Genomic DNA, 25,336 nt, shown 5'->3' with positions numbered 1-25,336 from the left:
GGTCTGCATGACGTGGTGCTGCGGGCCCGTCCGTAGCATGGGGCGATGCCGCAGCTCCGACGCCTCCACCCCGATGACGCCCGGGCCCTGCTCGCCTTCGAGCAGGAGAACCGGGACTACTTCGCCGCGTCCGTCCCCGACCGCGGCGACCACTACTTCGCGCACTTCGACGCCCGCCACCGCGACCTGCTGGCCGAACAGGCCGCAGGCCGCTGCCACTTCCACCTCCTGGTGGCCGACAGCGGCGAACTGCTGGGGCGCGTCAACCTGATCGACGTCGCGGGCGGCTCGGCCGAGATCGGGTACCGGATCGCCGGGCACGCCGCCGGCCGGGGGCTGGCCACGGCCGCCGTCCGCGAGGCCTGCGCCCTGGCGGCCGGCGAGTACGGCCTGAGCGTGCTGCGGGCCGTCACGACGGTCGACAACGCCGGCTCGCGGGCCGTCCTGGCCCGGACGGGGTTCCTGCCCGACGGCGAGATCCGGCTGACGGGCCGGCCCGGCCTCCGCTTCGTACGGAACCTGCACCCGGAGCCGTAGCGCGGCGCATCGGACACCGGCGGGCGCCGGGGGTCACCGGTAGCGGGAGACCGGGACGGCCGCCGCGACGCAGACCCCCGTGCAGAGCAGCAGGGCGTACGCGGTGCCGTGGCCGGTGGCCGTCCCGCCGGCGGTCAGGAAGGCGCCCAGGACGCCGACACCGACGGTCGAACCACCCTGCCGGACGGCGTTCAGCAGCCCGCCCGCCATGCCGCCCGCACCTGCGGGCGCTCCCGCGACGACGGCGGCGGTCAGCGCGGGCAGGGCGGACGAGACACCGAAGCCGGCGCACGCCAGGCCGACGGCCAGGACGGGGTACGGCGCCCCGGTCAGGACGGCCGTGCCGGACACCAGGGCGCCGACGGCGAGCAGGCCGAGCCCGGCCAGGACCGGCTTCCACGGCCCCGTCCTGGCCACGATCCGTCCGGTGAGCAGCGGGTTGAAGGCGGTCGGCAACGTCATCGGCAGGAAGGCCAGGCCCGTCTCGACCGGCGTCAGGTGCCGGGTCTGCTGGAACAGCAGCGGCAGCAGGAAGAGGATGCCGCTCATCGTGAAGTTGACCGCCGCACCCGCCAGGAGCGCCGGACGCATCGCCGGAGCCTTCAGCACCGCCGGGGTCAGCACCGGGTTCCGGCTGCGCCGCTCCAGCCGGAGGAAGACCGCCCCGGCCGCCAGCGCGGCCACCGCGGCCCAGGCGCCGTGCGTGCCGGAGCCGGAGCCGAAGGCGATGACGGCGTCGGTCGCCAGGCCCAGGGCCGCGCACACGGCCAGTTGTGACGGCCAGTCGATGGCCCGGTCCCCGCGCGGGCAGTGCACGGCCCGGCCGGCCGTCAGCGCCAGGACGACGAGGGCGAGCGGGACGTTGACCAGGAAGACCGCCCGCCAGCCGGACAGTTCGACCAGCAGGCCGCCGACGATCGGGCCGGCCGCCATGGCGGCTCCGCTCGTCGCCGCCCAGACGGCCACCGCCCGGGCCCGGGCGGCCGGCTCCGGAAAGAGCCGGATGATCACCGCCATCGAGGCCGGCACGCAGGCCGCCGCCGCGACGCCGAGCACGGCCCGCAGGACGACGAGCACCCCGAGCCCGGGTGCGAAGGCACTGAGCAGCGAGCCGAGCCCGAAGACGGCGATGCCGGCCCGGAAGACCCGGTGGGCGCCGAACCGGTCGGCCACCGCCCCCGCGGACAGCAGCAGTCCGCCGAAGGCCGCGGTGTATCCGGTGACGGCCCACTGCAGACCCGCCGCCGAACTGCCCAGCGAGCGGGCCAGGTCGGGCTCGGCCACCGCCAGCACCGTCGCGTCGAGCAGCACCATGAAGTAGCCGAGCGAGATTCCCAGCAGCGGCAACGACGTCCGGCGGCTCCTCGCGGGGGGAGGGGAAACGGTGGCGCGGGGGACTGCGGAGGTCATCAAGGGCCTTACGCCGGAGGGACGGGGACGACTGCGCCCACTCTGCGATCACGCCGAGTACGGCTCCACCGGCTGAGCCGTACGCGGCGTTCGGAATATCCGAACGCTGCCCCGGGTTGCGGCAGTCGGGAGGGAGCCGGGTATGGAACTGCGGCAGTTGCGGACGTTCGAGGCGGTCGTCGCCAACCGGACGGTCACCGAGGCCGCGAGCGCCCTCGGCCTCGCGCCGTCCTCGGTGTCGGAGCAGATCCGTACGCTGGAGAAGTCCCTGGGGGTGGCACTGTTCGAGCGCGGCCCGCGAGGGATGCGCCCGACCCCGGCCGGTGAACGGATGCTCGGCTGGGCCCGCCGTCTGCTGGACCAGGCGGAACAGGCCCGGCAGGAGGTCGTCGCGGCGCCGCCGGTCCTGAGGCTCGGCGCCCTGGAGACGATCGCCGCCACCCACGTGCCGGCCGTGCTCGCCCGGCTCGCCGAACGCCGCGCCGACCTCAGGGTCGAAGTCCGCGCCGACGGCGCCCGCGACCAGCTCCTCAACGCCGTCGCCGGGGCGGAACTCGACGCCGCCCTCATCCTGGACACCGACGGCCCGCTCGGGGAACTCGGCTTCGACCTGCCGTCCACCCTCCTGGCCTTCGTCGACCTGGAGCCCGTCCGCCTCGCCCTCGTCGCGGCGCCGTCCCACCCGCTGAGCACCGAGCCGCACCTCACCCACCACCGCCTGCGAGGCCACCGACTCCTGGTCAACGTCCCGGCGTGCTCCTTCTGGCTCGCCGGAGAACGACTCCTCGGAGCAGACCTCGAACGCGTCCGGGCAGGCGGCATGGCCGTGATGAAGGCATGGGCCCAGCAGGGCCTCGGTATCGCCCTGCTCCCGGAGTTCGCCGTCACCGACGAACTCGCCGCCGGCACCCTGGTACGCCTGCCCCTCGACATCCCCCCGCTGACCCTGCGCCTGGTCTGGCGCCCGGACCGCGAGGCCCTCCCCGGCGTACGCGACATCCTCTACGCCGCGAGCGCCTGACCCGGGCCCGGCCCCCCGACAGCCCGTCAGGGCTCCGGGCATCCATTCCCGAACGGCGGTCAGGAAACGCCAGAGGCCCTACCGGATCTCTCCGGTAGGGCCTCTGTACTGCTGGGTCGGGGTGGCGGGATTTGAACCCACGGCCTCTTCGTCCCGAACGAGGTACGGGTGCTCGGCTGGCCTGCGGAGAGCCGCATCGTCACAGGTCAGAGAGGCGGTCAGCGTTGGTCTCATTAGGCCCAGTGCGGCCCGGAAAGCAAGATCTTCTCCCGAACTTCTCCCAGAGGTTGTCTCGTGGAACGAGTGTCAGCGGCTTTACAGTCCTCTAGCTGTCACTGGGCTACACCTTCACTGACCTGCATCCCAGCTCGCTCTGGCACTCTGGTCGCCTCCCTTGGCCCGGATCATGTTCTGGCAGCGCGAGGGGCACGGCGCACGCGCGTCGGGGAACACCGCTGTGACTGGTCAGTCCAGGAGAACTTCCTCTGGCCGGCGGCTGAGCACGTCGAGCGAACGGCTGCTCAGCAAGTCTTCGACACAGCCCATCAAGTCGCCGCCGTGGTCCTTGGCTGCGATCTCGCGGAGTTCCTTGATCAGGTTCTGACCATTGATCAGGACGACCGGGTACTGATCCTCAACCATCTCCAACTGCGCCGGTTCCGAGTAGGACCCTGTGGTCACGTAGATACCGATCCACCCCCGCCTGAGTCTGGCAACCACCCTGGCGATCTGCTCGGCCGACACCAGGTTTTCCGGCTTGATGCACTTGGCCTGCCCCAGGACGACCAGCTTTGTGCCAGCGAGACCACTCCCGAGGTCCAGGCGCCCGACGAAGTCCGCTCCACCGTCTCCTGACCGGCGAGTGAGCCAGCCTTCGGTGTAGTTGTGCCCGGACCCACGCATCACCTTCGCGGCAACGACCGCGGCCAGGACCTCGAACGCGTGCTTGTCGTTGTCGAAGCGCTTGTAGACCGCTTGGAGGTCCGCAGCCGCAGGGTTGTCAGATGCCAGTTTCTGGTCGCGCACTTTGACTACCTGCGAGCGCGCCACCCGCCGGCGCACCCGTGGCAATACGGAGTGGCCGTGCTTCACCCACTCCTGCCAAGCCTTGGGCGCCAGGGTGAGCACATCTGAGTCCGTCTGCTCGGGATCGCGCCGCGCAGTGATCCAGTCCCAATTCACCTCGTCCTCCTCCGCAGTGAGGTCGATCACCACGAGGTCGAAGACATAGTTGGTGAACGTTGACCGTGCCTTCCCGCCCCACTGCACCACCCGCTCCGCTCGCTCGATCAGCGCCACCCCACAGAACTGGACGTGCCCCTTGTCCACACCGTTCCTCGTTACCGACCGGAACAGCAACAACGGCGCCGCAGCTGCCCGGCCGTCGGCTGTAGGGGCCTGGTGACTGTTGAACGCCTCCAGCAAGGCAGCGTTGCCAGTGGTGGTACCGACCGGCTTTGTGGTCTCCGGCTTGTGATCACCGAAGTAGCGAACGTGCCCGTTGTCGATGTCGAACACGTCATGCCACGGCGTCTGCTCCGATCCGGCCTTCCAAGGGCTCGACCGCACCATGATGGCTGGCCGCCGCAACGCTCCCTCCGCCTTGACCTTCCGCATGGGGTTGATGCCCTTCTCAAGCTGGGCACGGGCAAGACCAGGACTGCTGGTGACGAAGTAGAAGTTGTCGAACCCTCCAACCTTCGTTGGCAGCGCATCCTTCACAGCCGGGTACCGCAGCACCCTCCCTACACGCAACGAACGCCCCACAAGCCCCCCTCAACGGTCAGATCGTTCCACCCACGATCTTGGCACGCTGGCAAGACACTTCGGACTTACCGCTGAAACACCCGGCTGCGCAAGATTGACCATGCATCAACCAAGGGTCTGAGCTCCACGCCGCTTGCTCCCGAAGCAACCCGGGTGCCTAGCTGATCAGAGGTCAGACCGTCACTGACCTGCGAATACAGTCTCCCATTGAACGTGGTCGTCCGCTGGAGTACAGGTCCGTTGTAGCGCAGTTAGACACTCAGCGATTGGCACCGTAGAGCCGTTGACTACTCATGGGCCTGAAGCGTCCTTCATCCGCGATCTAGATCGTCGTCACCCTCTGCTGTCTCAGCGCGGCCGTGAAGGCGGTCAGCAAGATCCTCATCTCTGAGCTTGGAAGCAGAGGTCTTCTTCCTGGCGTCAACCAGAACGGAGATGATCTGGGCCCCCGAGTTCTCTGATGCGATTTCAGCTGCACGCTTTAGCTTATCCCGGACCTGGGTGCTGACCTGCTCGTCCCTGTACGCGACTCCCACGAAGATTCCGAACTTCACCTCTTCTGAAATCTGATACTGGGGCTGCTGGGCCAGGATCCCGTCCCAGAACCTAGTGTTGCGAACTAGCTTCATCTCGATCAGCGCGCGCGAACTCCACCCTTGCGAGAACTTGAAGTCGACCGGACCACGGCCGGCGTTCGACTCCCCGGTGAAGTCAATATCATTTGCACGGCAATAGTGGATCACTGAGCTGCGGAAGAGGGCTTGCGCCAAGCGTTCCTCTCGCCCGGTATTTCCATCCCAGAGCAACTGCCATCCATCTTGCTCTTCGATATTGTGCTTGAAAGCCTCGACGACGGCCTGAATGAACTCGGAGAATTCATCGGGGCTTGTCGGTGCAAATGACAGTGGCGACCGCTTGGCAAAGCTTGCCCCTGCCTCGTACCACTTGATCAGGTAGCGAGGGTCGTCATCGATCGGATAAGGGTGCTTCGGCTCTTCTTCCAGGTGATTCAGGTAGAGGACGGCGACGTCGGGGTTTGCCCGTGCGAGCTTGGCCTTATCTCGGCGCTCGACATGGCGTGCGATGTCGTAGGTCAGATCGCCTCGGAGTTCGTCGGACATCTCGCCCCAGGCCCATGTCCAGAAGCCATCAGGCGTTGCAACTGGGATGTCGCGAAGGAAGCGAGAAGGCGTCAGAAGAACGGCCCTATCGATACGATCGTTCATCGGGAGAAGGTATTCGGCGTCACTCCACCGGTGGAAGTCGGGACTCCACTTGGCATTCTTCACTTTGATCGGCTGCATGGGGATTCCGTGGCGCTTGCAAATTTCCTGAGTGTATTCGATGAAGTACGTCTTCAGAATATTGCAGGTCATGTCACTGAGGCGATCGACTCCCATTCCGCCCTGGAAAAGGCCGATGATTTCCGAGTGCGCCGGGCGAGACATACCCAGCCCTGTAGCTACCCGGATTCCTTCGAGCATATCTTTCTGTAGTCCGTATCCAGATCCGGATCCAAGCGGAGTTCCTTCGGCCACCCCAAGGCAGAATTCGGCCGGCTCGGGAAAGAGTAGGAGCTTAGCGGCCTGGCGCCATGCGAGAGACCTCTCATTCCCCTTGGATTCCTTGATAAGGTCGAATACCATCGCAAAGAAGTCGATCAGATGCTCGTGTGCGCCAGCCCAACGGCCATCCTTCTCTTCCCAAATCAAAAACGGATCGACAAACAGCTTCGTATCCGCCGGCAGGAACGGGTCGAACCAGTCGTCATCGGGGCCAATGCCAACTGCGAACTTCTCGCTGAACCTCATCGAGCGCCCTCCTGAGTTCCACGCTGAACTGAACGACCCGTACGCCCACCCCTGGAAGCTTGCAGGCTGGCTAAGACTCTATGGGCCACCTCTGACAAGTGGGCACACGTTGCGCGAAGTAGCTCATAAGTTCGATTCCAACTGGAGGGGGTGGAGCGTTTTGGTCGGTGTCCTGTCGGGGTTGGGTCCGAGCATGATCGGGGGGCCGTAAGCTGACCCGCGATCTGGTCGAGTGGCCCCCGGTCTTGCTCGGTGCGGGCCCCGGGCTCGACAGGTGGGTAAAACCGTGGAACCGCCCCCAGTCACGGCGGGGTTAGCCGCCCTCGGACCGTCCGTCACCTGGCGCGGCTGGCCGCCGCTGAAGCGGGGCGAAGACAGGAGCGACGGCGAGCGGCTGAGGCCGCGCGGCGCGCTTGCGTGCCCTTGAACCCGCAGAGAAGGCTTTTACGCGTCCAACGTTGCCCCTCCCAACGCCCGTGCCGCTGACCCAAGTAGCTCAGAGCAGGGCATCTGCAATCACCTGCATTGAGTCCACGATGGCAATGGCACCAGCAGCAGCCAGCCTGGCGTCCTTCCCCGGCTTGTTCGCGTAGCCGACGGTTGGGACACGGGCGGCGTCTCCGGCTTCCACGTCCCGAACTGCGTCACCGATGAAGACGCACTCCTCCGGCTGGGTGCCCGCGGCTTCCATGGCTTCCAGCAGGAGGCGCGGGTTCGGTTTCATGGATGACGGGTCGCCCGGGGCACGGCCGAAGACTCCACTCACGTAGCCGCTCAGACCGTGATCGGCTAGATAAGTCTCGATTGCCACGCCCGCGTTGTTGCTGACCACCGATACCGTCCGGCCCGAGCGTGCGCAGGCAAGCAGAACCGATTCCCCTCCCGGGGTCGGCCGACCGACACGGACCGCTTCGCTCTCCAGCGCTGCCAGCATGCTGTCCGAAATGCCGGTGAGATCCGGTCGGGCATCCGAGATCAAACGAAGCAGTGCGAGCGGATCCACCTCGTGCTCGCCTCCCGGCGGGGCCTGCTCACCGGTAGCGAGCAGGCCCTCACGGAGTCGTTGCGCCACCTCAGGGGCTGGGAGCCCCGCGAAAACGGAGCACACCGGACCGTCGAAGTCGAGCAGGACGTGCTTCACCGGCCGGAGCACGTCCGCGAGCGACTCTGGCGCCGCGCTCATGGCTGACGCTCGTACGCGATGGTGGACCACACGCTGTCGAACCACGTCTGGGACTGCTGCACGTACTGCGATCCCAGTGAGGCATCGTCCGGGCCGGCGGAGTGGTGGAACAGCGTGGTGTCCTTCCCCGTCACGTCGTAGAAGGTGTGAGAGTCGCCCTCGACGGTCACGGACCGCTCGCGCAGCGGGTAGAACCCGAAGAACGCTTCGGAGCGATTCAGGATGTAGAGCTTGAAGAGGCTCGATGCCCGGTGCACCTTCACCTCGACCGTGGCGGACTGGACGAGCCCGAGTTCGGCGAGCACCCCCACAGAGTGCGCGATGCCGCCAGCGTTGGTGAGCGCAATGTTCCGCGCGCGGTCCCGCAGGGCGGCCTCATCCCGCAGGCCGTCGACCAGCACAGGCACAGCCATCGGTGCCGAGGTGTCCGGCAGCAACAGTCGGACCGCGATGGACTCGGGGGCAAGTCGCCCGGAGCGGATCTTGTCCAATGGCTCCTGCATCGCGTTGTACAGGGTCTCGCTGGAGAACCCCGCGAAGTCGATCGTCACGTGCGGCTGCGCGAAGGCCGTTTCGATGTGGGGGCGGAGGCCGACGGGCCTTTCCGTCCGCTCGCGGACGAAGGACCCGCTTCCCTGTCGGGTCACGATCAGTCCTTCCCCGCGGAGTAGGTCGAGGGCCTTGTCCACGGTGCCCCGCGCCACGCCGTAGTGCTTGGCCAGCTCAGGGCCGGAGGGAAGTTTGTCGCCCGCCTCGAACCCCTCCTTCTTGGTGAGGATCGCAGCCCGAAGTGAGCTGGTGACCTGCTGATACGGGGGGCGGGGGTCGTCCGGGTCGAGGCTCATGCGCTCATCGTAGTCGGCATGCCCAACAGGGGCGAGAGACCCAACTCTCTTGACCTGCCTAGGCAAGTTGTCTATGTTGAGCATGTCGGCACCGAGAGAAGCGGAAGCGACAAGAGGGGCTTTCTTAAGGCTGCTCTGAGCTGCATGAATGCGTCCCCTGAGCGGCTGAAATGCCGCTCACGGGATGAAGGAGCCCCGGACAGATGGGGCTGAGGCACCCGGCGCCTGGTCAGTCCGGAGGGTTCGAGGCCGAAGGGTCTCGCGTCGTCACACCTAACCGGGAGCGCGCTCCCCAAGGTGACGACACACGTGGGCCTCGCACCGCCGGGAGACCGGCCGGTGCGAGGCCCGCACAGCTTGACGAGTGACTTTGACCCTCGATCCGCCCTCTTCGGGCGGGTCGCGGTCCATGGCTTCTCGTCATCCGACGTGTTGCCCGGGCCCATGAGTCGGGGCCGCCGCGCCTTCCTTGGCCGGAGCGCGGCAGCCCCTGCGGGCCCACCACCACTAGAAGAGGTAGACCCGTGAAACTGATTGTTGCAGGCCAGGAGGCCGCTACGGCTTCCGAGTTCGCCGAGTTGGCCCTCGGCATCGACGTGGAGCTGTTCGCCGGCATCGTCGGTGAGGACGACCTCGACCGGCGGACCCGGCTCGCGGTCGCCACCGAGGTGCTGCGGGACCTGGCCCCGGAGGCCGCCCGCTACGCCAGGGCTCTGATGCGCAACGCCGCCGAGCGCCGCCGGGTCCTCACCTGGAGGGCCGCTTGATGGCTCCCGTTCCGGTCCGCCGGCTCGCCGGCACCATCACCCCGCACCTGACCGGCCGCCCGGCCGTCCTCACGATCGCCGACCTGCGCACCGCCCCCGACCAGGGCCTGAGCGGCGCGGCCTGCACCACCGCCGACCCGGACCTGTTCTTCCCCGAGCCCGGCGACACCTTCGCCGAGCGCCGCGCCAAGGCCATCTGTGCCGCCTGCCCGGTCTGGGCGGCCTGCCTGGCCGGGGCGATCGACCGCGCTGAACCGGTCGGCATCTTCGGCGGCCTGAACGAGCAGGAGCGCGGCATGCCCCGCTGGCGGGAGATCCGCGAGAGTGACCGGCCCGCCGCAGTAGTCCGGGTGCCGGCGGCGGTGACCGGCGCGCTTCGCACCTTCGTCGCGGACCTCACCCAGCAGGCCCGCCAGCTGCACACCTCCGCCGGGGGTGCGGCATGAGCGCCGCCCCGCTCACGGCGCTCACGGCCACCGCATCCGCGCTCACGGTCCGCTCATCGCTGCTCGGGTGGTGGTCGTGGTGAAGGCGTCGGTGAGTCCGGAGCAGATCCGCTCTGCCGAGCGGGCGCTGAGCACCGGGACGTGGACGATCACGTTCGGCGCCGTCCTCTACAGCGTGCTCACGGTGACCCCCCTGATGGCCGGCCACACCCCGGAGGGTTGGGAGTGGACGGCTCCGATCCTGCCGTTGGTGGTGGACGCGGCGGTGGTGATCGTGGTCCGGATGGACAGCATGTTGGCCCGCCTCGGCGGTGACGGCGGCCGCTGGCCGGTGGTGCTGCGGTGGATGACCGGCCTGATGACGGTGCTGCTCAACGTGGGTCTGTCCGCGCTCGACCGGGATCCGGTCGGGGTAGCGGTTCACGCGGTGGCTCCGCTGCTGCTGATCGTCACAGCGGAGACCTCCCTGGCCTACCGGCGGGCCATCGCCGCAGCTCTCACCGCCCGGGACGCTGCTCAGCGGGCCGAGCGGGCTGAGCGGGAGCGGCTGGCGGATGAGCGCCGGCAGCGGGAGCGCGCCGAGCGGCTTGAGCAGTGGGAATCGGCTGAGCGGCGTGAGCGTGAGCGCCGTGAGCACGATGCCCGGATGGCTGCCGAGCAGCGCGAGCACGAAGCCCGGATCCGCCGTGAGGAGCGCGAGGAGGCCGCCCGGCGGGAGGCCGCTGAGCGGTCCGAGCAGGAGGCTCGTGAGCGCACCTTGAGCGAGCGTGAGCGCCGTGAGCGCCAGGAGCGGCAGGCCCGTGAGGACCGTGAGCGTCGCGAGCGGGTCGAGCGTCAGGAGCGTGAGGAGGGAGCCCGACGGGAAGCCGCCGAGCTGGCCGAGCGGGAGGCTCGTGAGCGCGAGGTGAGCGCTCGTGAGCGCCGTGAGCGCCAGGCTGCCAAGCTCCTGGCCCAGGGGCCTGCGGGCGAGCGACTGCCCGAGAGCATCGCCCGGGAGGTCGCAGCGGCGGCGTTCGAGGCCGGCCTGTCACAGCGCCAGGCCGTCGAGATGACTGGCTGGTCCGCCGGGTGGATCGCCGCCCGCTACAAGGACGCGGCGGCACCGGAGCGCCATGCTCTCCACGCAGTCCCAGACGCTGAGGTGATCGCGTCGTGAGCCGCCCCAGGTTCTGGGATCCGGCCGGTGAGCGGTTCGGGATCCCAACGTTCCCGTGGCGGATGGCCCCCGACAGCCTGTGTACCCGCCGCCAGCTCCGCGCCCGGGGCCTGCGGCCGAACGGCCAACCGGTCGCCGCGCAGATCCTGTGGCGCTCCCGCAAGTCGAAGGACGTGCGGGCCGCGTACCTGTACCAGCCCGAACTGGCCTGTCCCGTAAGGCCGATGACCCCCGCCAAGTGGGCCGCCCTCGCGGCCGCGAACCGCGCGCGCCGTACCTGCCCCGGCTGCGGCAGGGACGCCGGATACGTCCTGCCCGCTCGGTACGGCACCTGCCTCCCCTGCGCCGACGACATCCCGAACGCCGCCTGACCTGCGATGAGGAGTCCTGCACATGTCTGAGAACGAGACCTTCGAGGCCCTGCGCTACACCGCTGACGTGGTGTGCTTACGGGGCGAGAGTGTGTTGCTGATCGAGCGTGGCTGGCCGCCCTTCCAGGGTTCGTTGGCGCTGCCGGGCGGCCACGTCGACCCGGGTGAGACGTCCCGGGACGCTGCCGCCCGTGAGCTGCTGGAGGAGACCGGCGTCCGCATCGCCCCGGCCGGCCTGGTGTTCGTGGGTCTGTACGACGAGCCCGAGCGGGACCCGCGTGGCCGGTACATCGGCGCCGCCTACGCGGTGCGGGTGCCCGAGGACACCGAGGCCCTGGCCGGCGACGACGCCGCCGCCGTGCGGTGGGTGCCCCTTTCGGACCTGCCGCGCCTGCTGGCGTTCGACCACCACCTGATCGTCGCCGACGCCCGGCGCACCGTCTTCGACCGCTGATCCGCCCGACCACGAAGGGAAGTCCCGTCATGACCCGCCACCTCGCTCCCGTCCCGTCGCCCGGGGACGGTCCGCACGTCGACATGGAGCTGTTGGCCGCGCTGGTCGCCGCCCAGCTCAACACCAACCAGACCAACACCCTGCTGCCCGCCCCGCCGCCGGCACACCTGCCCGTGCAGCAGGCGCCGGTGAACCCGGTCGTGCAGCGCTACGGCGGCTACCTCGCGATGGGCGCGGGGGCTGCGGCGGTGCTGATCCCGGTGCTGCTGGCGACCACGGCCGCGCTGCTGGCCGCCGGTATGGGGGCCCTGGCCCTGGCCATCTCGGCGCTGGTGATCCGGTGGATCATCCGCGACATGCGCCAGCACTGACGATTGCCCGTCCTCACCCGGCCACGGTCGGGTGGGGGTGGGGAGTCGGGACAGTCCCGGCCCGCAGGGGAGGCACCGCAATGACCACCAGCGAAAGGCCGCCGACCAGCGGCACCAGCAGCAGCCGTCACGGCTTTGGGTCGGGAGCGTCGTTCTCCCCCGGGCTGAACGTCAACATCAACACGAACAAGGGCGTGCCGCCGCAGATGGGCGCCGCCGCGAACCCCGGTACCGGCGTGAACCGCAGCTCGGCCCTGGCGCTGCCGGAGCCGGCGTTCTACTCGGCGGCCGACGTGCGCACCTACTGCGAGTCGCTGCGGGCGTTCGCCGCCTACTCCGCCATCGAGGTCGAGGTGGCGGCGGAGATCCTGAAGGCCGCGCTGGAGCAGGCGCCGGCCGCCCCGGGTGACCACGTGTTCCAGCGCAAGATGCGGGCGCGGGCCGTTGCCCGCAAGCTCGCCAAGGCCGCCGACGCGCTCACCGACGCGGCGAAGGACTCCGCCGCCGCGTGGGCCGCGTTCGAGCGCGAGTACGCCGACGTCATGACCCCCCGCCAGCAGCGCCCGCAGCAGCGGCCCTTCCAGTTCTGACAGGAGGCACCACCGTGGCCAAGCACCACAACAGCACCGACCCCGAGGTCCAGTATCGGGAGAGTTTGGAGGGCGCCAGCGGCGGGGCGGGTGTGCTCGCGTGGGTGGCCCACCGGGCGAAGCCCCACACCCCGCCGTGGCTGATGACCGGCGCCACCGGCATCGGCGGGTCGCTGGCCTACCTTCCGGCGCACGGCTCCGCCGGCTACGCGGTCGGGCTGACCCTCGGGTCGGTCGGGCTTACCGCCGCGACGGCGTGGGCCGGAAAGACGACCACGCCGCAGCGGCGCCTGCACTCCGCCGTCACGGTCGCCGCAGCGTCCGGCTGGTTCACGGGGGTGGCGCTGGCCGGGTGGAACGACCTGACCTTCGGCACGTTCTGGATCGGCGGCGCGGTGCTGGCCCTGTCGTGGAACGTGCGGCAGGTGATGCGCCGCAACCCCGACGCCGTCTCGGCGGCGGCGGACGCGGACGGGTCGCTGCTGGAGAAGGTCAAGCTCGCCGGGGCGAAGATCCGCCGCACCGAGGTCGGACCGAACCGGGTCACCGCCGATCTGGTCCTGCCCGCCGGGGAGTTGAACAACGACGACGTCACCAAGGCGCTGGGCAACCTCGCCTCCGGCCTGGACGTCGCCCCCACCGCCGTCCGCTACCTCCCCGACCCGGACTCCGCCCGCCGGGGCACCCTGACCGTGGTCCCCCGGGACATGCTCGCCGACGTCGTGGAGTGGGAGATGCCCACCCACGTCGGCGGCTCGATCGCCGATCCGCTGGTGATCGGCCGCTACGACGACGGCGCGCCGCTGCTGCTGTGGCTGCCCGGCGACCCGCAGGCCGGCCGCAACAGCACGCACCTGCTGATCTGCGGCATGTCCGGGTCCGGCAAGGGTGACGGCGCGCTCAACGTCCTGACCGAGATCATGGGACGGCGCGACGTCATCGTGTGGCTGTCCGACCCGAAGGCGTTCCAGGATTTCGGCCCGCTGCGGCCCGGCCTGGACTGGTCCGTGGAAGGCGGCGCGGCCACCGAGTCGATGGTCAGCGCGGTTCAGGGCGTCATCCCGGCGCGCACGCGGTGGCTCGGTGCCCACGGCTACCGGCAGTGGGTCCCCGCCGCTGCCGAGCAGCAGAGCGACCCGGCGCACTCGTGCCGCAAGGGCCGGGCCTGCGGGTGCGAGGGGATGCCGTTCCTGGTCGCCTGGTTCGAGGAGGCCGCGAACACCCTGCGGTTCATGGGCGAGGACGCCTTCACCGGCGCCGCGCAGGAAGCCCGGTCCGCCGGTATGGCCCTGGTCATCTCCCTCCAGCGTCCCAGCCACGACCAGATCAGCACCAGCACCCGCGCGTCCCTGCCCTCCGTCCTGGCGTTCGGCCTGGACCAGCGGGACGAGGGCATGGCCCTGCCCGGCCCGGTGCTGGACGCCGGCGCCCACCCCGGTGCGTGGGGCAACCGCCGCCCCGGGTACTGCTACCTGGTCACCCCCGGCATCGACGAACAGCGCCACCCCGCCCCCGGACGCACCTGGCGCTTCACCGGCCAGGCCGCCCGCGTCATGGAACAGCTCGCCGCATGGGCCCAGCGCAACGGCGCCACCGTCGACCCGGTCACCGCCAAGGCCGCCGCCGCCACCGTCGGCAACGCCTACACCCACCGCCACACCCAGAGCGCCGAAGACCCGGACGGGGACAGCGTGTACGTCGACCAGGACCAGGACGGCGAAGCCGGCGACGGGGCGGAGGGCCGGGTGGACCTGGAGGACACCGGCCTGGACCCGCAGGCCGAACTCCCCCCGGTCCCCGACACCCTGGCGTCCTTCATGCTCGCCGGGCCGTCCACGGTCCCGGACTTCACCCCGCAGGAGGCCCGCGCCGCGATGGACGCCATCGTGGCCGGCTTCGAGCAGGCCGGCGTGATGGTGATCGGCCCGAAGGACGTCATGGACCAGGCCGCCCAGTTCGGCCGCTCCCGCCCTTGGGTCTCCGGGGAATTCCGCCGCATGGTCGAGGACGGCCGCCTGGTGCCCGCCGCACAGAAGGGCCGCTACCGGATCGTCCCCACCCCGGCCCTGGTCTGACACCCCTGACACCTGACACCCGCTGACACCCGAACCCCTAGGCAAACACGGGTGTCAGAGGCATCTGACAGCCCCTGACACCCGGGCCTGACACCTCACCTGACAGCCCGGCAGGGCGGCCGCGACAGGCCGTCCCGCCGGGCTGTCCCACGACCGGAGGCAACATCGGTGAACCTCTCCGACCTTCCGTCCAACGGGTTGCGGATCCTCGACGCGTTCTGCTGCGCGGGCGGCGCCGGAACCGGCTACAACCTCGCCGGGTTCGACGTCACCGGCATCGACATCCGCCCCCGCCCCAACTACCCGTACCGGTTCGTCCAAGGCGACGCCGTGGAGTACATCCGGGCCCACGGCGCCGAGTACGACCTGATCCACACGTCCCCGCCCTGCCAGGCCGGATGTGCCCTCACCGTCGGCACCAATACGGCCATGGGGTGGGGCACCGCGCACGTCGACCTGGTGGCCGCGACCCGCGACGCTGCCGAGGCCACGGGACGGCCGTACGTGATCGAGCAGCCCAACGGCCGCGCCGCCGTACGTAAGGACATCAGCCTGTGCGGGGAGATGTTCGGGCTCGGTGTGCTGCGGCATCGGAACTTCGAGTTGGGCGGCTGGACCATGCCCAGCCCCGCACACCGCCCGCACCGGGGCAGGGTGCGGGGCTGGCGCCACGGCCAGTACTTCGACGGCCCCTACGTCGCCGCCTACGGCTCCGGCGGCGGCAAGGCCAGCATCTTGGAGATGCAGCAGGCCATGGGCATCACCTGGACCGACGTCCGCGAGGAACTCACCGAGGCCATCCCCCCGGCCTACACCGAGCTGATCGGCCGCGCCGCCGCCCACGCGCTCACCGGTGCGGCCGGCGCGCTCGCCGCGTAGGAACCCGCGCCGTGGCCGCTCTCGACTGGCGCGACGCCCGGCACTACGGCCGCACCCGCGGCCTGCCCTGCCGCTGGTGCGGCCGCCCCACCCCACTCCGGGACGAGACCCGCAGGCCCTCGCACAAGGTCTGCGCCGAGAACGCCATGAACGACAGCGGCGGCCCCCTTCCGCCAAGAACCGGGGCCGCCGCCAACCCAGCACCTCGAAGAGAACTGGAGACCCCAGCATGACCCAACCGACCCACATCCGGGCAGAGCACCTGCCCGCCGCTCTCACCCTGGCGGCCTCCGGCGTGCCCGTGCTGCCGCTGCGCGCCGGGAAGGTGCCGTTCGGCAACTGCCGCCGGTGCACCGGCAACGCGTGCGGCGGCCGGCCGAACATGAAGACCCCGGGCCCCTGCACCTGCCCGGCCCCCTGCCACGGATGGGCCGCCGCCACCACCGACCCCCACGTCATCAACTCTCAGGAGTGGACGCGGGCGTGGCGGGAGGCGGCGGCGGTGGCCTACCACCCCGGCGGCGCCGGGGTGACCGTCGTGGACCTCGACAACGCGGGCGCCATCGCCTGGGCACGCGCCTTCCTGCCGCCCACCCGGACCGTGTACACGACCCGGGGCGAGCACTGGATCTACCAGGGCGCGATGCCCTCCGCAAACGCGGTGCGGCCCGGCGTGGACATCAAGTCCGCCATGGCCTACGCCCGGTGGCTCGGCCCCGGAGAAGGCCCGATGGCAGAGCTTCCGGACGTGGTCCGCACGATGATCCAACGGGCGCCCGTCCGCGTCCTGCTGACGCCCGTCACCGCGGCCGCCCCGGCCGGGGACGGAAGGTGCCCGCACCGGACACCGGCCTATCTGGAACGGGGCATCGTCATGGCCGAGCAGCGCATCACCGACGCACGCAGCGGGGTGCACGCCACGGTCTTCGAGACGTTCCTCGCGGTGCTGTCGAGGCACGGCCGGTGCGGGTGCCTGACCGGGGCGCAGACGGAGCGGCTGTTCGCGGCCGCGCAGGCCAAGGGCGAGTCGCCCCGGCACTGCGCCGACGCCTGGACCAACGCCCTCCACAGGTTGGGGATGTAGCCGTGTCCGAGGACGACAAGAACCCCGCTCGCGCGGTCATCGCCGATTACGCCCAGGCGCACTTCCGGTACTTCCGCACCGCCGACGGCACCGTCTACGCGCAGCGCAACGGCCACCCCGTGGCCCGGCCGATCCGCTCCCAGGGCACGACCGGCAGCCACCGCCAGGAACTCATGGTCGGCCTGTACCGGGACGGCATCGGCGTCTTCAACGGAACCGCGATGAAGGAGGCGTTGGACTTGATCGAGGCGCTCGCCCTGACCGAGGACGTGCAGCCCGTCCACATCCGCGTCGCACCCGGGTTCGACGGGGCGACGTGGCTGGACCTGGGCCGCGACGACGGGCAGTCGGTGCGCATCCACCCCACCGGCTGGGACATCGCCACCCCGGACCCCCGGGAGGTGTGCTGGCGGCGCACCCAGCTCACCGGTGAACTCCCGATGCCGGTCAAGGACACCGACGGCAAGGGCATCGACCTGCTGTTCGGCCTGACCAACTTCGCCAACGCGCAGGCCGAGTGCCTGGCCATCGCGTGGCTGATCGGCTGCCTGGGCCCGTCCGTGCCCGTCCCGGCCACGTTCCTCACCGGCCCGCAGGGCGCCGGCAAGTCCACCGCCGGCCGGATGCTCACCAGGATCATCGAAGGCACGAGCGGCGACCTGCGCCGGGCGCCCAAGGACGAGGAGAACCTGATCGCGGCGGTCGCGGCCGGATGGGTCACCGCCCTGGACAACCTCTCCTACATGACCCCCGACCTCTCAGACGCGATGTGCTGCATCGTCACCGGGGCCGAGAGCGTCAAGCGCGCCCTGTTCACCGACGGGGACGTCTTCCGCGTCGGCTACCGCCGGCCCCTGCTCCTGACCGGCATCGACGTGGGCGTCATCCGCCCCGACCTCGCGGAACGGCTGCTGCCGCTGCGGCTGGAGCGGCCCCGCGCACGGCGCACCGAAGCCGAGCTGTGGGCGGACTACGAAAAGGCCCTGCCCGTCATCCTCGGGTCGCTGCTCGACCTCACGGTCCAGGTCCGCGCCGCCGACGCGGAAACGCCCACCGACCTGCGCATGGCCGACTTCGCCCACCTCTGCGCGCAACTCGACGCGGCGACCGGTCTCGGAGCGCTGGCCGCGTACCGGGCCGGCCTGGACGACCTGAACGACGACGTGATCGAGGGCGATCTCCTGGCGCAGACCGTCCTGCGGCATGCCGAGAACATCGTCCCGGGGGAGGCGCAGCGGATGACCTCCACCGAGTGGCTTCTGTGCCTCAGCCTCCTCCACGTCGGTGAGGAACAGCGCCCGGTGCCCAAGGGGTGGCCGACGACCGGGAAGGTGCTCTCCGACCGGCTCAAGCGCCTTCAGCCGACCTTGGCGGCTCGCGGTGTTCTCATCGACAGCGGCCGGACCAAGGAGGGCCGCTACCTCGAAATGACCCGCCGGGCCGTCGTGCCGCCGCACGAACAGCTGACGCTCTGACCTGTGCCGCGTTCACCCGAACAGCAAGAGGAGCACCGGCCGCACGAGGGGGGTGCTCCTCTTGCTGTTCGGCGAAGCCGCCCGAGAGTCGCGCCGCGCAGCGGCCCTGCTTCTCGCTCTGAGCGGCACCGAACTGCAACAGACAGCCCCTCTTTTGTCTTAAGAGGAAGATCCTGCGTCACCTGCGTCACCCGGGACGAAAAGCGGTCCCTGACCTGTGGCGTCACCGGTGACGCAAATGACGACCTCTGCGTCATCCTGCGTCACCTGCGTCATCCGATGACGCACGGGTGACGCACGCCCGGACCGCTGCGTCACCCAAAGCCGCAGGTCAGAAGCGCGAATGACGCTGATGACGCGGTGACGCAGAAATCCCCACCTAGGACACACGCGAAGCCCCTCCGACCGCCCGCACCCCGCCGCAGGAGGACCGCTCATGACCCCGAAGCGCGATGCTCTGCCCCTGCTCTACTACCCGGCCGACGTTGCCAAGGCCCTTGGCAAGTCGGAGTGGTGGGTCAAGGAGCAGGCCCGGAACCAGCGGATTCCCTACACCCGACCCGGCCGTGCTTACCGCTTCACGGCGGAGCAGTTCGCGGAGATCATCCGCCTCTACGAGACGCGACCGAGCGGCCGGCCAGCGCCGCAGCCGTTGGTGCGGACGGCCCCTGGACCCGCGCGAGCGCAGGCCCTGCCCCAGCCGGTCCGACAGGGGGCTCCCGCGAGACTTCGCGCTCGGACACCCCGACGCACCGCCGCCCTCCTGAGCCAGCAACAAGAAGCCGCATAGCAACCCGTCCCGCCCGGCGATGCCGGGCGGGGCTCACTCCGAGAGAGACCACTTTGGGATTCGCCGAGAACCGTGGTGACTACTGGCGCGGGCGGTACAAGATCGCGCCCGGCAAGTACGGCACCGTTGCCGACATCAACGGCAAGACCATCCGCTACCGCACGAAGCGCGCCGCCGAGAAGGCTGCGGCGGTCGAGGAGGAGAAGGCCCTCACCAGCAGCCGGGCGATGCCAGAGCCGGAAGCCGAGCGCATCACATTCGGCGACTACGCGAGCACCTGGTACGACGGCCAGGATCTCGCCGCGTCCACCATGCAGAACTACCGCCGCCACATCGAGGAGCACCTACTCCCGAACTTCGAGAGCCTCATGGTCGACGAGATCACCAAGGGTGAGATCGACGCCTGGGAGCGCAGTGAGCGCGAGCGCGGCTACGCGGCGAGCAGCATCAAGACGTGGCGCGGCACCCTGCACCTGATCCTCGCCGACGCGGTCGACGAGGGTATGCGGGACTCCAACCCCGCGACCCGCCGCCGTGGCCGGGGCAAGCGCGCCGGTCGCTCCCGGAACCGTGCCTCGGAGAAGGTGGTGACGTCCGCGCTCGGCGTGCTGCTGATCGCCGAGCGGGCCGCCCTGCTGTCCGGCAGGGACGACGAGTTCGTAGCCGTCGTGCTCAAGGGCTACACCGGCATGCGCTGGGGCGAAATCGTCGGTCTGGAAGCCGAGTTCGTCCGGCCTGCATCCGTGCGGGTCGAGTCACAGCTCTACGAGCTGGACTCCGGCGAGATGCACCGCTGCCCGCCCAAGGACGACTCCTACCGGACGATCGACTCGCCGGGATGGCTCTCCGGCCTGCTGGCCGGTCAGGTGACGCGCGCGGGGGAGAAGCCCTGCGAGTGCCACGGGCTGAGGTACCTGTTCAGCGGTCACGGCGCCGCGAACGGCGCGGCCCGCCGGCCCGGCGCCAAGCTGGTCGACGTGGCGCGTGCCGCCGAAGTCTCCACCGGCACGGTCTCCAACGTGCTGAACCGCCCCGGCGCGGTGGCCGAGGCGACGCGGGCCCGAGTCGAGAAGGCGATCGCCGATCTCGGATACATCCGGGCGTGGGCGTCCGGGGAGAACGCCGCGCATTGGCGACGCAATGGCTTCGCCACCTGGCTGTTTCACCCTGCGGCCACTGGGTGGTACCCCAAGAAGGCGCCGGAGGAGGCCCGCCCAGTGCCGCTGCTGGCCTCACCCTGGCCCGGTATCCCGGCCCGCGGGCGCGGTGCCGCCAGTCGTGCGGAGTCGTGCTGGCTGCCGATCGCCCGCGGCCTCACACCGCACGGCCTGCGGCACAGCCACAAGACGATGATGGACGGCTTTGGCACCCCGCCGAAGCTCAAGGACGAGCGGATGGGCCACGAGGACGGATCGGTCCAGGCGCGCTACTCGCACGTCACCACCGAAATGCGTCGTGCATTGATGGGCGACCTCACGAATGCGTGGGAGGACTCTCTTGCTGCCCGTCGTGAGTTGTCGCCCGGATCTCCCGTAAAAGTGCTGGACGCTCTGCTGAGGCCGGGTTGTTAGCAGCCTGTCCGGCGCGTTGAACCGGCCCCGGCAGCTTCAACGCGCCGGTCCTCGGCCAAGGGCAGGGCGCTGGTGCAGCAATCGACGCGAGGTCGAGTCCCGCAGGCGCCAACCCACACAGGTAGAGCGGGGGATGGCACGGTGTCAGTCGTCTTGCTGAAGGCCGCCCGTTCCTGCTGGCAGACTGCAGCGCGTGACGATTCAATTGGGTCTACCGTTTCCGCAGGATGCTGCTCGGGCTGGCGCACAGGAGTCGCGGGCGTTGGCGGCGATGCACTCGCGCCGCGACAAGTTCCGTACCTGGGATCTCCCGCGCGAGGCGATGAGCAAGATACCCCGAGAGTGGCAAGTTCAGCCTGGTCTTACACAGCAGGTCCCCGACGACCTTGCCCCGTTCGTGGAGTGGTTCAACAACCAGCCGCAGGCGCGAGAGCGGTTCCGATGGGCACTGCGGGACTCCCTCGATGAGTTGCTCGACGGTCAGCGAACGGGGCGCTGGGCGTATCAGCACCTGACGAAGACGGAGAAGACGTATCTCGGTACGGCCGTCGAGGTGAACCTCACCAAAGAGTTCGAAATCGCCAATGGCGCGGACCTCGACTGGTCCATCGCTGGCCTCGACATCGACTGCAAGTTCTCCAAGGATCTCGGCGGTTGGGAGATTCCGATGGAGATGTATCAGTGCGCCGATCACGGTGAGCGGGGCGGTCGTGCCGATCACGCTGCTGTCCTGACCTGGATGAACGACGACACAAGCGAGTGGGCCGCGGGCATCGTACGGATTACCGATGAGCGCCTGCGCTGGAAGAGGGCTCCGCAAAACGGCCACCCTGCCCGTGCATACAACCGCGACAACAAGCGCAAGCTCGCCGACACCGCCAAGTCCGGGGTGTACTGGCTCTGGGGCGGCCGCCAGACGGATTTGCCGACCAACCTGTTGCTCCACCTGGACCGCGAAGCACGGGAGCGGATCCTCCCGGCAACGCCGCCGGGCCGGCGCCCTTCGGGTCAGGAGCGGGTCAACCAACTGTTTCGCGAGGTGCAGAACCGGATAGTCGGCCGTCCGACAGTGTTGACCGTCGCCCAGCAGGATGACGCTCCGAAGCGGGTCCGCGACGCAAGGAAGAAGGTGAGCCCGCAGGGCATCGTCATCCTGGGCCATCAAGGGTCGCACCCACATGTCGCCCGTGCGCTCGAACTGCCGGTACCGATCAAGGGCGAGTGGATCTCTACCCGCCTTGTTCCTGTCACGTGTAAGGACGAGCGGGCCAAGTTCTCACTGGATGGCCAGTTCTGGGCGCGCGCTGGCAGGAATGATCCGTCGACCGATCCTGCGCCTGATCTTCCTGATACGCGGGAGATCGACGGGCAGGGGACTGCGGCTGGATCCACCCACGATTGCGAGGCGGAGTAGCCGATTGCCAGGGCATCCCCGTTCCGGGGATGCCCAACCTTTCCTGTCGCCCGGTTCAAGCCTCCTGGTACTCCTCCACCCCTACGGCCTTGTCCGCGCCGATGGGCTCATGGGCCGGACGGGGTCCATGTGGTGAGGCTCTGGAGGAGGGTCTCGGACGGTGAGGGCCAACCGAAGGCCGCGGAGAGGATGTGCAGGGCGAGTCGCGGCGGGACAGCATTGCCGATCTGCTGGCCGATGTCGCGCCCGGACCACGGGTAGTCGGTCGGGAAGGTCTGCAGCCGGCCGGCTTCAGAAAAGGAGAACCGGTCGAGTTCGGACTTGTCGGGGCCGACCACACGGTTGCGGGAGATCTTTCCGGTGACTGTGGCGGACGGCTCATCCGAGCGCCTGCGTCCACGGGCCTTCGGGTCGCCGCCGGTGCCGTAGTTGGAGATGACCTCAAAGGTGGTCGGACGGGTGACGACGTCTGCCATCGTCCTCCACGGCAACAGGTTCGAGTCTCCGGAGTCCCGTGCAACGCTCTTGCGGTAGATGCGGTGGGTTGCAGTTGGCAGCGTCACCGGATCCTTGCCATACCGGGCGATCAGGACGGCTCGGCGGCGGGTCTGCGGGACGCCAAAGGCCTCGGTATGCAGGATGCCGCACTCTGCTTCGTAGCCCTCGTTGATCAGCGCCTTCCGGTACGCCTCCCACACCGGAAGGACGGCTGGGACCTGCTCAAGGACGATCGCTTTGTAAGGCCGGTCGAGCTTGTCGATGGCATCGAGAGCCCACATGAGGGGTCGCAGCACCAGCCCCGTCCGCTCGTCGTCGAGCTTGGAGAGATCCTTCTCGATCTCCTCTCGGTCCTCGCGCGCGACGATCCGTTCGACGAACTTCAGTACCTCGTCGAGCGCCTTACGCCCGGCGCCCGTGCCGGCGACGGTGAACGTCTGGCACGGGGGGCCTCCGGCCAGCACGTCCGCGTCGGGAAAGTCGGACGGCCCGTACAGGCGGACATCGCCCTCAACCGTCCCCAGGCCCGCGGCGCGGCGCGTGGTGCATGCGGCGGAGTCCCATTCGACACCCACTGTGGGGATGCCGAGCTTCTCCGCTGCCACGTCGAGCCCACCGGGGCCGGCGAACAGATCCACGATCTTGGTGGGCTGCACTTGGATCTCCTGGTTGTCGTAACGGGGCGACGGTGCGAGAGCTCGATGAGCTCGGTTGCCCGCTCTGACGGTCGCTTGATGGCGACCATGCAGCGTACCCCGGCGCACTGACAGCTGTAGTTGTGCGCCGTGGCGTGGTGGCGGTCACAAGTACAGGTGTCCCGCGCTGCCACCGCATGACGGGGTGTCACCCGCCGGCCGCGGCGCCTGGCCGCTCGCGAGCGACGAACCCTTTGGGCGGCCGGGAGACGCCCATAGCCAAGAACTTCTCCCAGGATTCTCCCGAGAACCCTGGGAGAAGCAGTCAGGGCCGGTGTCCCTTGCGGGACACCGGCCCTGAGCTGGTGTTACTGGGTCGGGGTGGCGGGATTTGAACCCACGGCCTCTTCGTCCCGAACGAAGCGCGCTACCAAGCTGCGCCACACCCCGGTCCTGCTGTTGTTGCCTCCGTCTCCGGTGCAACGAGTAGAACTCTACCGGACGCTCGCCGGGAGACGAAATCCGATTCCCGGCGAGCCGTCGGTGCAGGTCAGCGGCCGGGTCAGGGGGCCGGGACGAGGGTGAGGAGGGTGGCCTCCGGCGGGCAGGCGAAGCGGACGGGGGTGTAGCGGTTGGTGCCGCAGCCGGCGGAGACGTGCAGGTGGGAGAGCCGGCCGCCGGCCTGGTGGGTGGAGAGGCCCTTGACCCGCTTCGCGTCCAGGTCGCAGTTGGTGACGAGGGCGCCGTAGAAGGGGACGCAGAGCTGTCCGCCGTGGGTGTGGCCGGCCAGGATCAGGGGGTAGCGGTCGGCAGTGAAGGCGTCGAGGACGCGGAGGTAGGGCGCGTGGACGACGGCCACCGAGAGGTCGGCGTCGGCGGCGGGGCCCCCGGCCACCTCGGTGTAGCGGTCGCGCCGGATGTGGGGGTCGTCGAGGCCGGTGAACTCGATGTCGAGGCCGCCGACGGGCAGCCGGCCGCGGGCGTTGGTGAGGTCCAGCCAGCCGGCCGCGTCGAAGCCGTCGCGGAGCTTCTCCCACGGGTTGTGGACGGCACCGCTGATGCCGCGTCGTCCGCTGCCGTCGGGGTTGTTCAGGCCGTGGACGCCGCTGCGCAGGGCGGAGAGGTACCGGGCCGGGTTCTTGCGGGCGGGGCCGTAGTAGTCGTTGGAGCCGAAGACGTAGACGCCGGGGAACTGCATCAGCGGTCCGAGCGCGTCGAGGGTGGCGGGGACGCCGTGGGGGTCGGAGAGGTTGTCCCCGGTGTTCACGACGAGGTCGGGGCGGAGCCCGGCGAGGCTCTTCAGCCAGCGCTGCTTCTTCTCCTGCCCGGTCACCATGTGGATGTCGGAGACCTGCAGCACCCGGATGGGCCGGGCGCCCTTGGGCAGCACGGGTACGTCGACCCGGCGCAGCCGGAACGAGCGGACCTCGTAGCCGGCTGAGTAGGCGAGGCAGGCGGCGCCGGTGGCGGCGATTCCGAGGGGGACGGAGTACAGCGGTCGCATCGGTCCATGCTCTCAGACGGCGGATCAGCCGGTGCACGGGCCGCCGGGCCTGCGCGGATCCGGGCGGGGTGCGGGGCGGCGCGGAGGTTAATCCGGGGCGGCCCGTTCCGCCAGGTGCGAGACTCGGGGCATGACGACGCTCAAGGAGCAGCTGCATGAGGACCTCACGGCTGCCATCAGGACCCGGGACGAGCTCGTCTCGTCCACCATCCGGCTGACGCTGGCCGCGGTCACCAGCGAGGAGGTGGCGGGCAAGGCGAAGCGGGAGCTCTCGGACGACGAGGTGCTGAAGGTGATCGCCCGGGAGGCGAAGAAGCGCCGGGAGGCGGCCGAGGCCTTCGACAAGGCGGGTCGGACGGAGTCGGCCGCGCGTGAGCGGGCCGAGGGTGAGGTGCTGGCGGGCTATCTGCCGAAGCAGCTCTCGGACGAGGAGCTCACGGCGATCGTGGCCGGGGCGGTCGCGGAGAGCGGTGCCAGCGGCTCCGGGGGCATCGGTGCGGTGATGAAGCTGGTGAAGCCCAAGGTGGACGGGCTGGCCGAGGGTGGCCGGGTCGCCGCCGCGGTCAGGTCGGCGCTGGCGGGCTGAGCACCCGCCGGGGCCGTTACCGGGCCCATGGCCCGTCGGTCCGTAGGCCCGTAGGCCTGTTGGCCGAAACGCCCGAGGGCGCCTCCCGGATCCGGG

Annotated in this window: 23 protein-coding genes and 1 tRNA gene; 16 read left to right on the top strand and 8 right to left on the bottom strand. The window is 69.7% G+C overall.

Going from position 1 to position 25,336, the window contains the following annotated elements; translation table 11 throughout:
* The first annotated feature begins 45 nt into the window (after nucleotides 1-45).
* Nucleotides 46-537 (top strand): GNAT family N-acetyltransferase, encoded by a 492-nt coding sequence (locus ACFUK0_RS16200; protein WP_380250490.1) that lies wholly within the window; start codon nucleotides 46-48, stop codon nucleotides 535-537.
* Nucleotides 538-570: 33 nt separating this feature from the next.
* Here ACFUK0_RS16200 and ACFUK0_RS16195 read toward each other — a convergent pair whose 3' ends face one another.
* Nucleotides 571-1,884 carry an MFS transporter gene (locus ACFUK0_RS16195; protein ID WP_380250488.1) on the bottom strand — a complete coding sequence of 438 codons (1,314 nt, stop codon included), beginning with the start codon at nucleotides 1,882-1,884 and terminating at the stop codon, nucleotides 571-573.
* 205 nt (nucleotides 1,885-2,089) lie between these two features.
* Between ACFUK0_RS16195 and ACFUK0_RS16190 the strand changes: the two genes are divergently transcribed.
* The gene (locus ACFUK0_RS16190; protein WP_380250486.1) at nucleotides 2,090-2,968 is read left to right on the top strand and encodes a LysR family transcriptional regulator; all 879 of its coding nucleotides are present in this window, start codon (nucleotides 2,090-2,092) and stop codon (nucleotides 2,966-2,968) included.
* A gap of 465 nt (nucleotides 2,969-3,433) precedes the next feature.
* Here ACFUK0_RS16190 and ACFUK0_RS16185 read toward each other — a convergent pair whose 3' ends face one another.
* From ACFUK0_RS16185 to ACFUK0_RS16170, 4 genes are all read right to left on the bottom strand, one after another.
* Entirely contained in the window at nucleotides 3,434-4,690 is a 1,257-nt protein-coding gene (locus ACFUK0_RS16185) for a restriction endonuclease (protein ID WP_380250484.1), read from the bottom strand.
* A gap of 356 nt (nucleotides 4,691-5,046) precedes the next feature.
* Nucleotides 5,047-6,546 (bottom strand): hypothetical protein, encoded by a 1,500-nt coding sequence (locus ACFUK0_RS16180; RefSeq protein WP_380250482.1) that lies wholly within the window; start codon nucleotides 6,544-6,546, stop codon nucleotides 5,047-5,049.
* A gap of 496 nt (nucleotides 6,547-7,042) precedes the next feature.
* Nucleotides 7,043-7,729 carry an HAD family hydrolase gene (locus ACFUK0_RS16175; RefSeq protein ID WP_380250480.1) on the bottom strand — a complete coding sequence of 229 codons (687 nt, stop codon included), beginning with the start codon at nucleotides 7,727-7,729 and terminating at the stop codon, nucleotides 7,043-7,045.
* On the bottom strand, nucleotides 7,726-8,574 hold the full coding sequence (locus tag ACFUK0_RS16170; protein ID WP_380250478.1) for a GntR family transcriptional regulator: 849 nt from the start codon (nucleotides 8,572-8,574) through the stop codon (nucleotides 7,726-7,728). The genes ACFUK0_RS16175 and ACFUK0_RS16170 overlap by 4 nt, the downstream gene beginning before the upstream one ends.
* A 524-nt stretch (nucleotides 8,575-9,098) precedes the next feature.
* Here ACFUK0_RS16170 and ACFUK0_RS16165 point away from each other — a divergent pair.
* The 13 genes from ACFUK0_RS16165 to ACFUK0_RS16105 all read left to right on the top strand — a co-directional run bounded on the left by ACFUK0_RS16165 (nucleotide 9,099) and on the right by ACFUK0_RS16105 (nucleotide 22,017).
* Complete coding sequence (locus ACFUK0_RS16165) at nucleotides 9,099-9,341, top strand: hypothetical protein (RefSeq protein WP_380250476.1); 243 nt, start codon at nucleotides 9,099-9,101, stop codon at nucleotides 9,339-9,341.
* Nucleotides 9,341-9,787 carry a WhiB family transcriptional regulator gene (locus tag ACFUK0_RS16160; protein ID WP_380250474.1) on the top strand — a complete coding sequence of 149 codons (447 nt, stop codon included), beginning with the start codon at nucleotides 9,341-9,343 and terminating at the stop codon, nucleotides 9,785-9,787. Before ACFUK0_RS16165 ends, ACFUK0_RS16160 begins: the two co-directional genes overlap by 1 nt.
* A 91-nt stretch (nucleotides 9,788-9,878) precedes the next feature.
* Nucleotides 9,879-10,943 (top strand): DUF2637 domain-containing protein, encoded by a 1,065-nt coding sequence (locus ACFUK0_RS16155; protein ID WP_380250545.1) that lies wholly within the window; start codon nucleotides 9,879-9,881, stop codon nucleotides 10,941-10,943.
* Nucleotides 10,940-11,314 carry an RRQRL motif-containing zinc-binding protein gene (locus tag ACFUK0_RS16150; RefSeq protein WP_380250472.1) on the top strand — a complete coding sequence of 125 codons (375 nt, stop codon included), beginning with the start codon at nucleotides 10,940-10,942 and terminating at the stop codon, nucleotides 11,312-11,314. The genes ACFUK0_RS16155 and ACFUK0_RS16150 overlap by 4 nt, the downstream gene beginning before the upstream one ends.
* A gap of 22 nt (nucleotides 11,315-11,336) precedes the next feature.
* Nucleotides 11,337-11,768 carry an NUDIX domain-containing protein gene (locus tag ACFUK0_RS16145; protein WP_380250470.1) on the top strand — a complete coding sequence of 144 codons (432 nt, stop codon included), beginning with the start codon at nucleotides 11,337-11,339 and terminating at the stop codon, nucleotides 11,766-11,768.
* 29 nt (nucleotides 11,769-11,797) lie between these two features.
* Nucleotides 11,798-12,139, top strand: coding sequence for a hypothetical protein (locus tag ACFUK0_RS16140; protein WP_380250468.1), 342 nt, complete (start codon nucleotides 11,798-11,800; stop codon nucleotides 12,137-12,139).
* Nucleotides 12,140-12,219: 80 nt separating this feature from the next.
* Nucleotides 12,220-12,729 carry a plasmid transfer protein TraA gene (gene traA / locus ACFUK0_RS16135; protein ID WP_380250466.1) on the top strand — a complete coding sequence of 170 codons (510 nt, stop codon included), beginning with the start codon at nucleotides 12,220-12,222 and terminating at the stop codon, nucleotides 12,727-12,729.
* A 14-nt stretch (nucleotides 12,730-12,743) separates the two neighbouring features.
* Nucleotides 12,744-14,804, top strand: a complete 2,061-nt coding sequence (gene traB / locus ACFUK0_RS16130) for a plasmid transfer protein TraB (protein ID WP_380250464.1) — start codon at nucleotides 12,744-12,746, stop codon at nucleotides 14,802-14,804.
* 168 nt (nucleotides 14,805-14,972) lie between these two features.
* Nucleotides 14,973-15,683, top strand: coding sequence for a DNA methylase (locus ACFUK0_RS16125; RefSeq protein ID WP_380250462.1), 711 nt, complete (start codon nucleotides 14,973-14,975; stop codon nucleotides 15,681-15,683).
* 229 nt (nucleotides 15,684-15,912) lie between these two features.
* On the top strand, nucleotides 15,913-16,767 hold the full coding sequence (locus ACFUK0_RS16120; RefSeq protein ID WP_380250460.1) for a bifunctional DNA primase/polymerase: 855 nt from the start codon (nucleotides 15,913-15,915) through the stop codon (nucleotides 16,765-16,767).
* Nucleotides 16,768-16,769: 2 nt separating this feature from the next.
* A complete protein-coding gene (locus ACFUK0_RS16115) occupies nucleotides 16,770-18,242 on the top strand; it encodes an ATP-binding protein (protein ID WP_380250458.1) in 1,473 nt (490 codons plus the stop codon).
* 843 nt (nucleotides 18,243-19,085) lie between these two features.
* Nucleotides 19,086-20,603 (top strand): LacI family DNA-binding transcriptional regulator, encoded by a 1,518-nt coding sequence (locus ACFUK0_RS16110; protein ID WP_380250456.1) that lies wholly within the window; start codon nucleotides 19,086-19,088, stop codon nucleotides 20,601-20,603.
* A gap of 193 nt (nucleotides 20,604-20,796) precedes the next feature.
* Nucleotides 20,797-22,017, top strand: a complete 1,221-nt coding sequence (locus ACFUK0_RS16105) for a NaeI family type II restriction endonuclease (RefSeq protein WP_380250454.1) — start codon at nucleotides 20,797-20,799, stop codon at nucleotides 22,015-22,017.
* A gap of 107 nt (nucleotides 22,018-22,124) precedes the next feature.
* Here the strand turns inward: ACFUK0_RS16105 and ACFUK0_RS16100 are convergent, their stop codons facing one another.
* The 3 genes from ACFUK0_RS16100 to ACFUK0_RS16090 all read right to left on the bottom strand — a co-directional run bounded on the left by ACFUK0_RS16100 (nucleotide 22,125) and on the right by ACFUK0_RS16090 (nucleotide 24,654).
* Entirely contained in the window at nucleotides 22,125-23,171 is a 1,047-nt protein-coding gene (locus tag ACFUK0_RS16100) for a DNA cytosine methyltransferase (protein WP_380250452.1), read from the bottom strand.
* Between the two features lie 355 nt (nucleotides 23,172-23,526).
* A tRNA-Pro gene (locus tag ACFUK0_RS16095) sits at nucleotides 23,527-23,600 on the bottom strand.
* A gap of 112 nt (nucleotides 23,601-23,712) precedes the next feature.
* Nucleotides 23,713-24,654 carry a metallophosphoesterase gene (locus ACFUK0_RS16090; protein ID WP_380250450.1) on the bottom strand — a complete coding sequence of 314 codons (942 nt, stop codon included), beginning with the start codon at nucleotides 24,652-24,654 and terminating at the stop codon, nucleotides 23,713-23,715.
* A gap of 130 nt (nucleotides 24,655-24,784) precedes the next feature.
* Here ACFUK0_RS16090 and ACFUK0_RS16085 point away from each other — a divergent pair, with 130 nt between their 5' ends.
* Nucleotides 24,785-25,240, top strand: coding sequence for a GatB/YqeY domain-containing protein (locus ACFUK0_RS16085; RefSeq protein ID WP_380250448.1), 456 nt, complete (start codon nucleotides 24,785-24,787; stop codon nucleotides 25,238-25,240).
* The last annotated feature ends 96 nt before the right edge of the window (nucleotides 25,241-25,336 follow it).

It is taken from the genome of Kitasatospora sp. NPDC057223 (genome assembly GCF_042669755.1).
Taxonomy (GTDB): domain Bacteria; phylum Actinomycetota; class Actinomycetes; order Streptomycetales; family Streptomycetaceae; genus Kitasatospora.
Note: the sequence above shows the minus strand (reverse complement) of the source record. Positions and strands in the feature narration are given on the sequence as shown.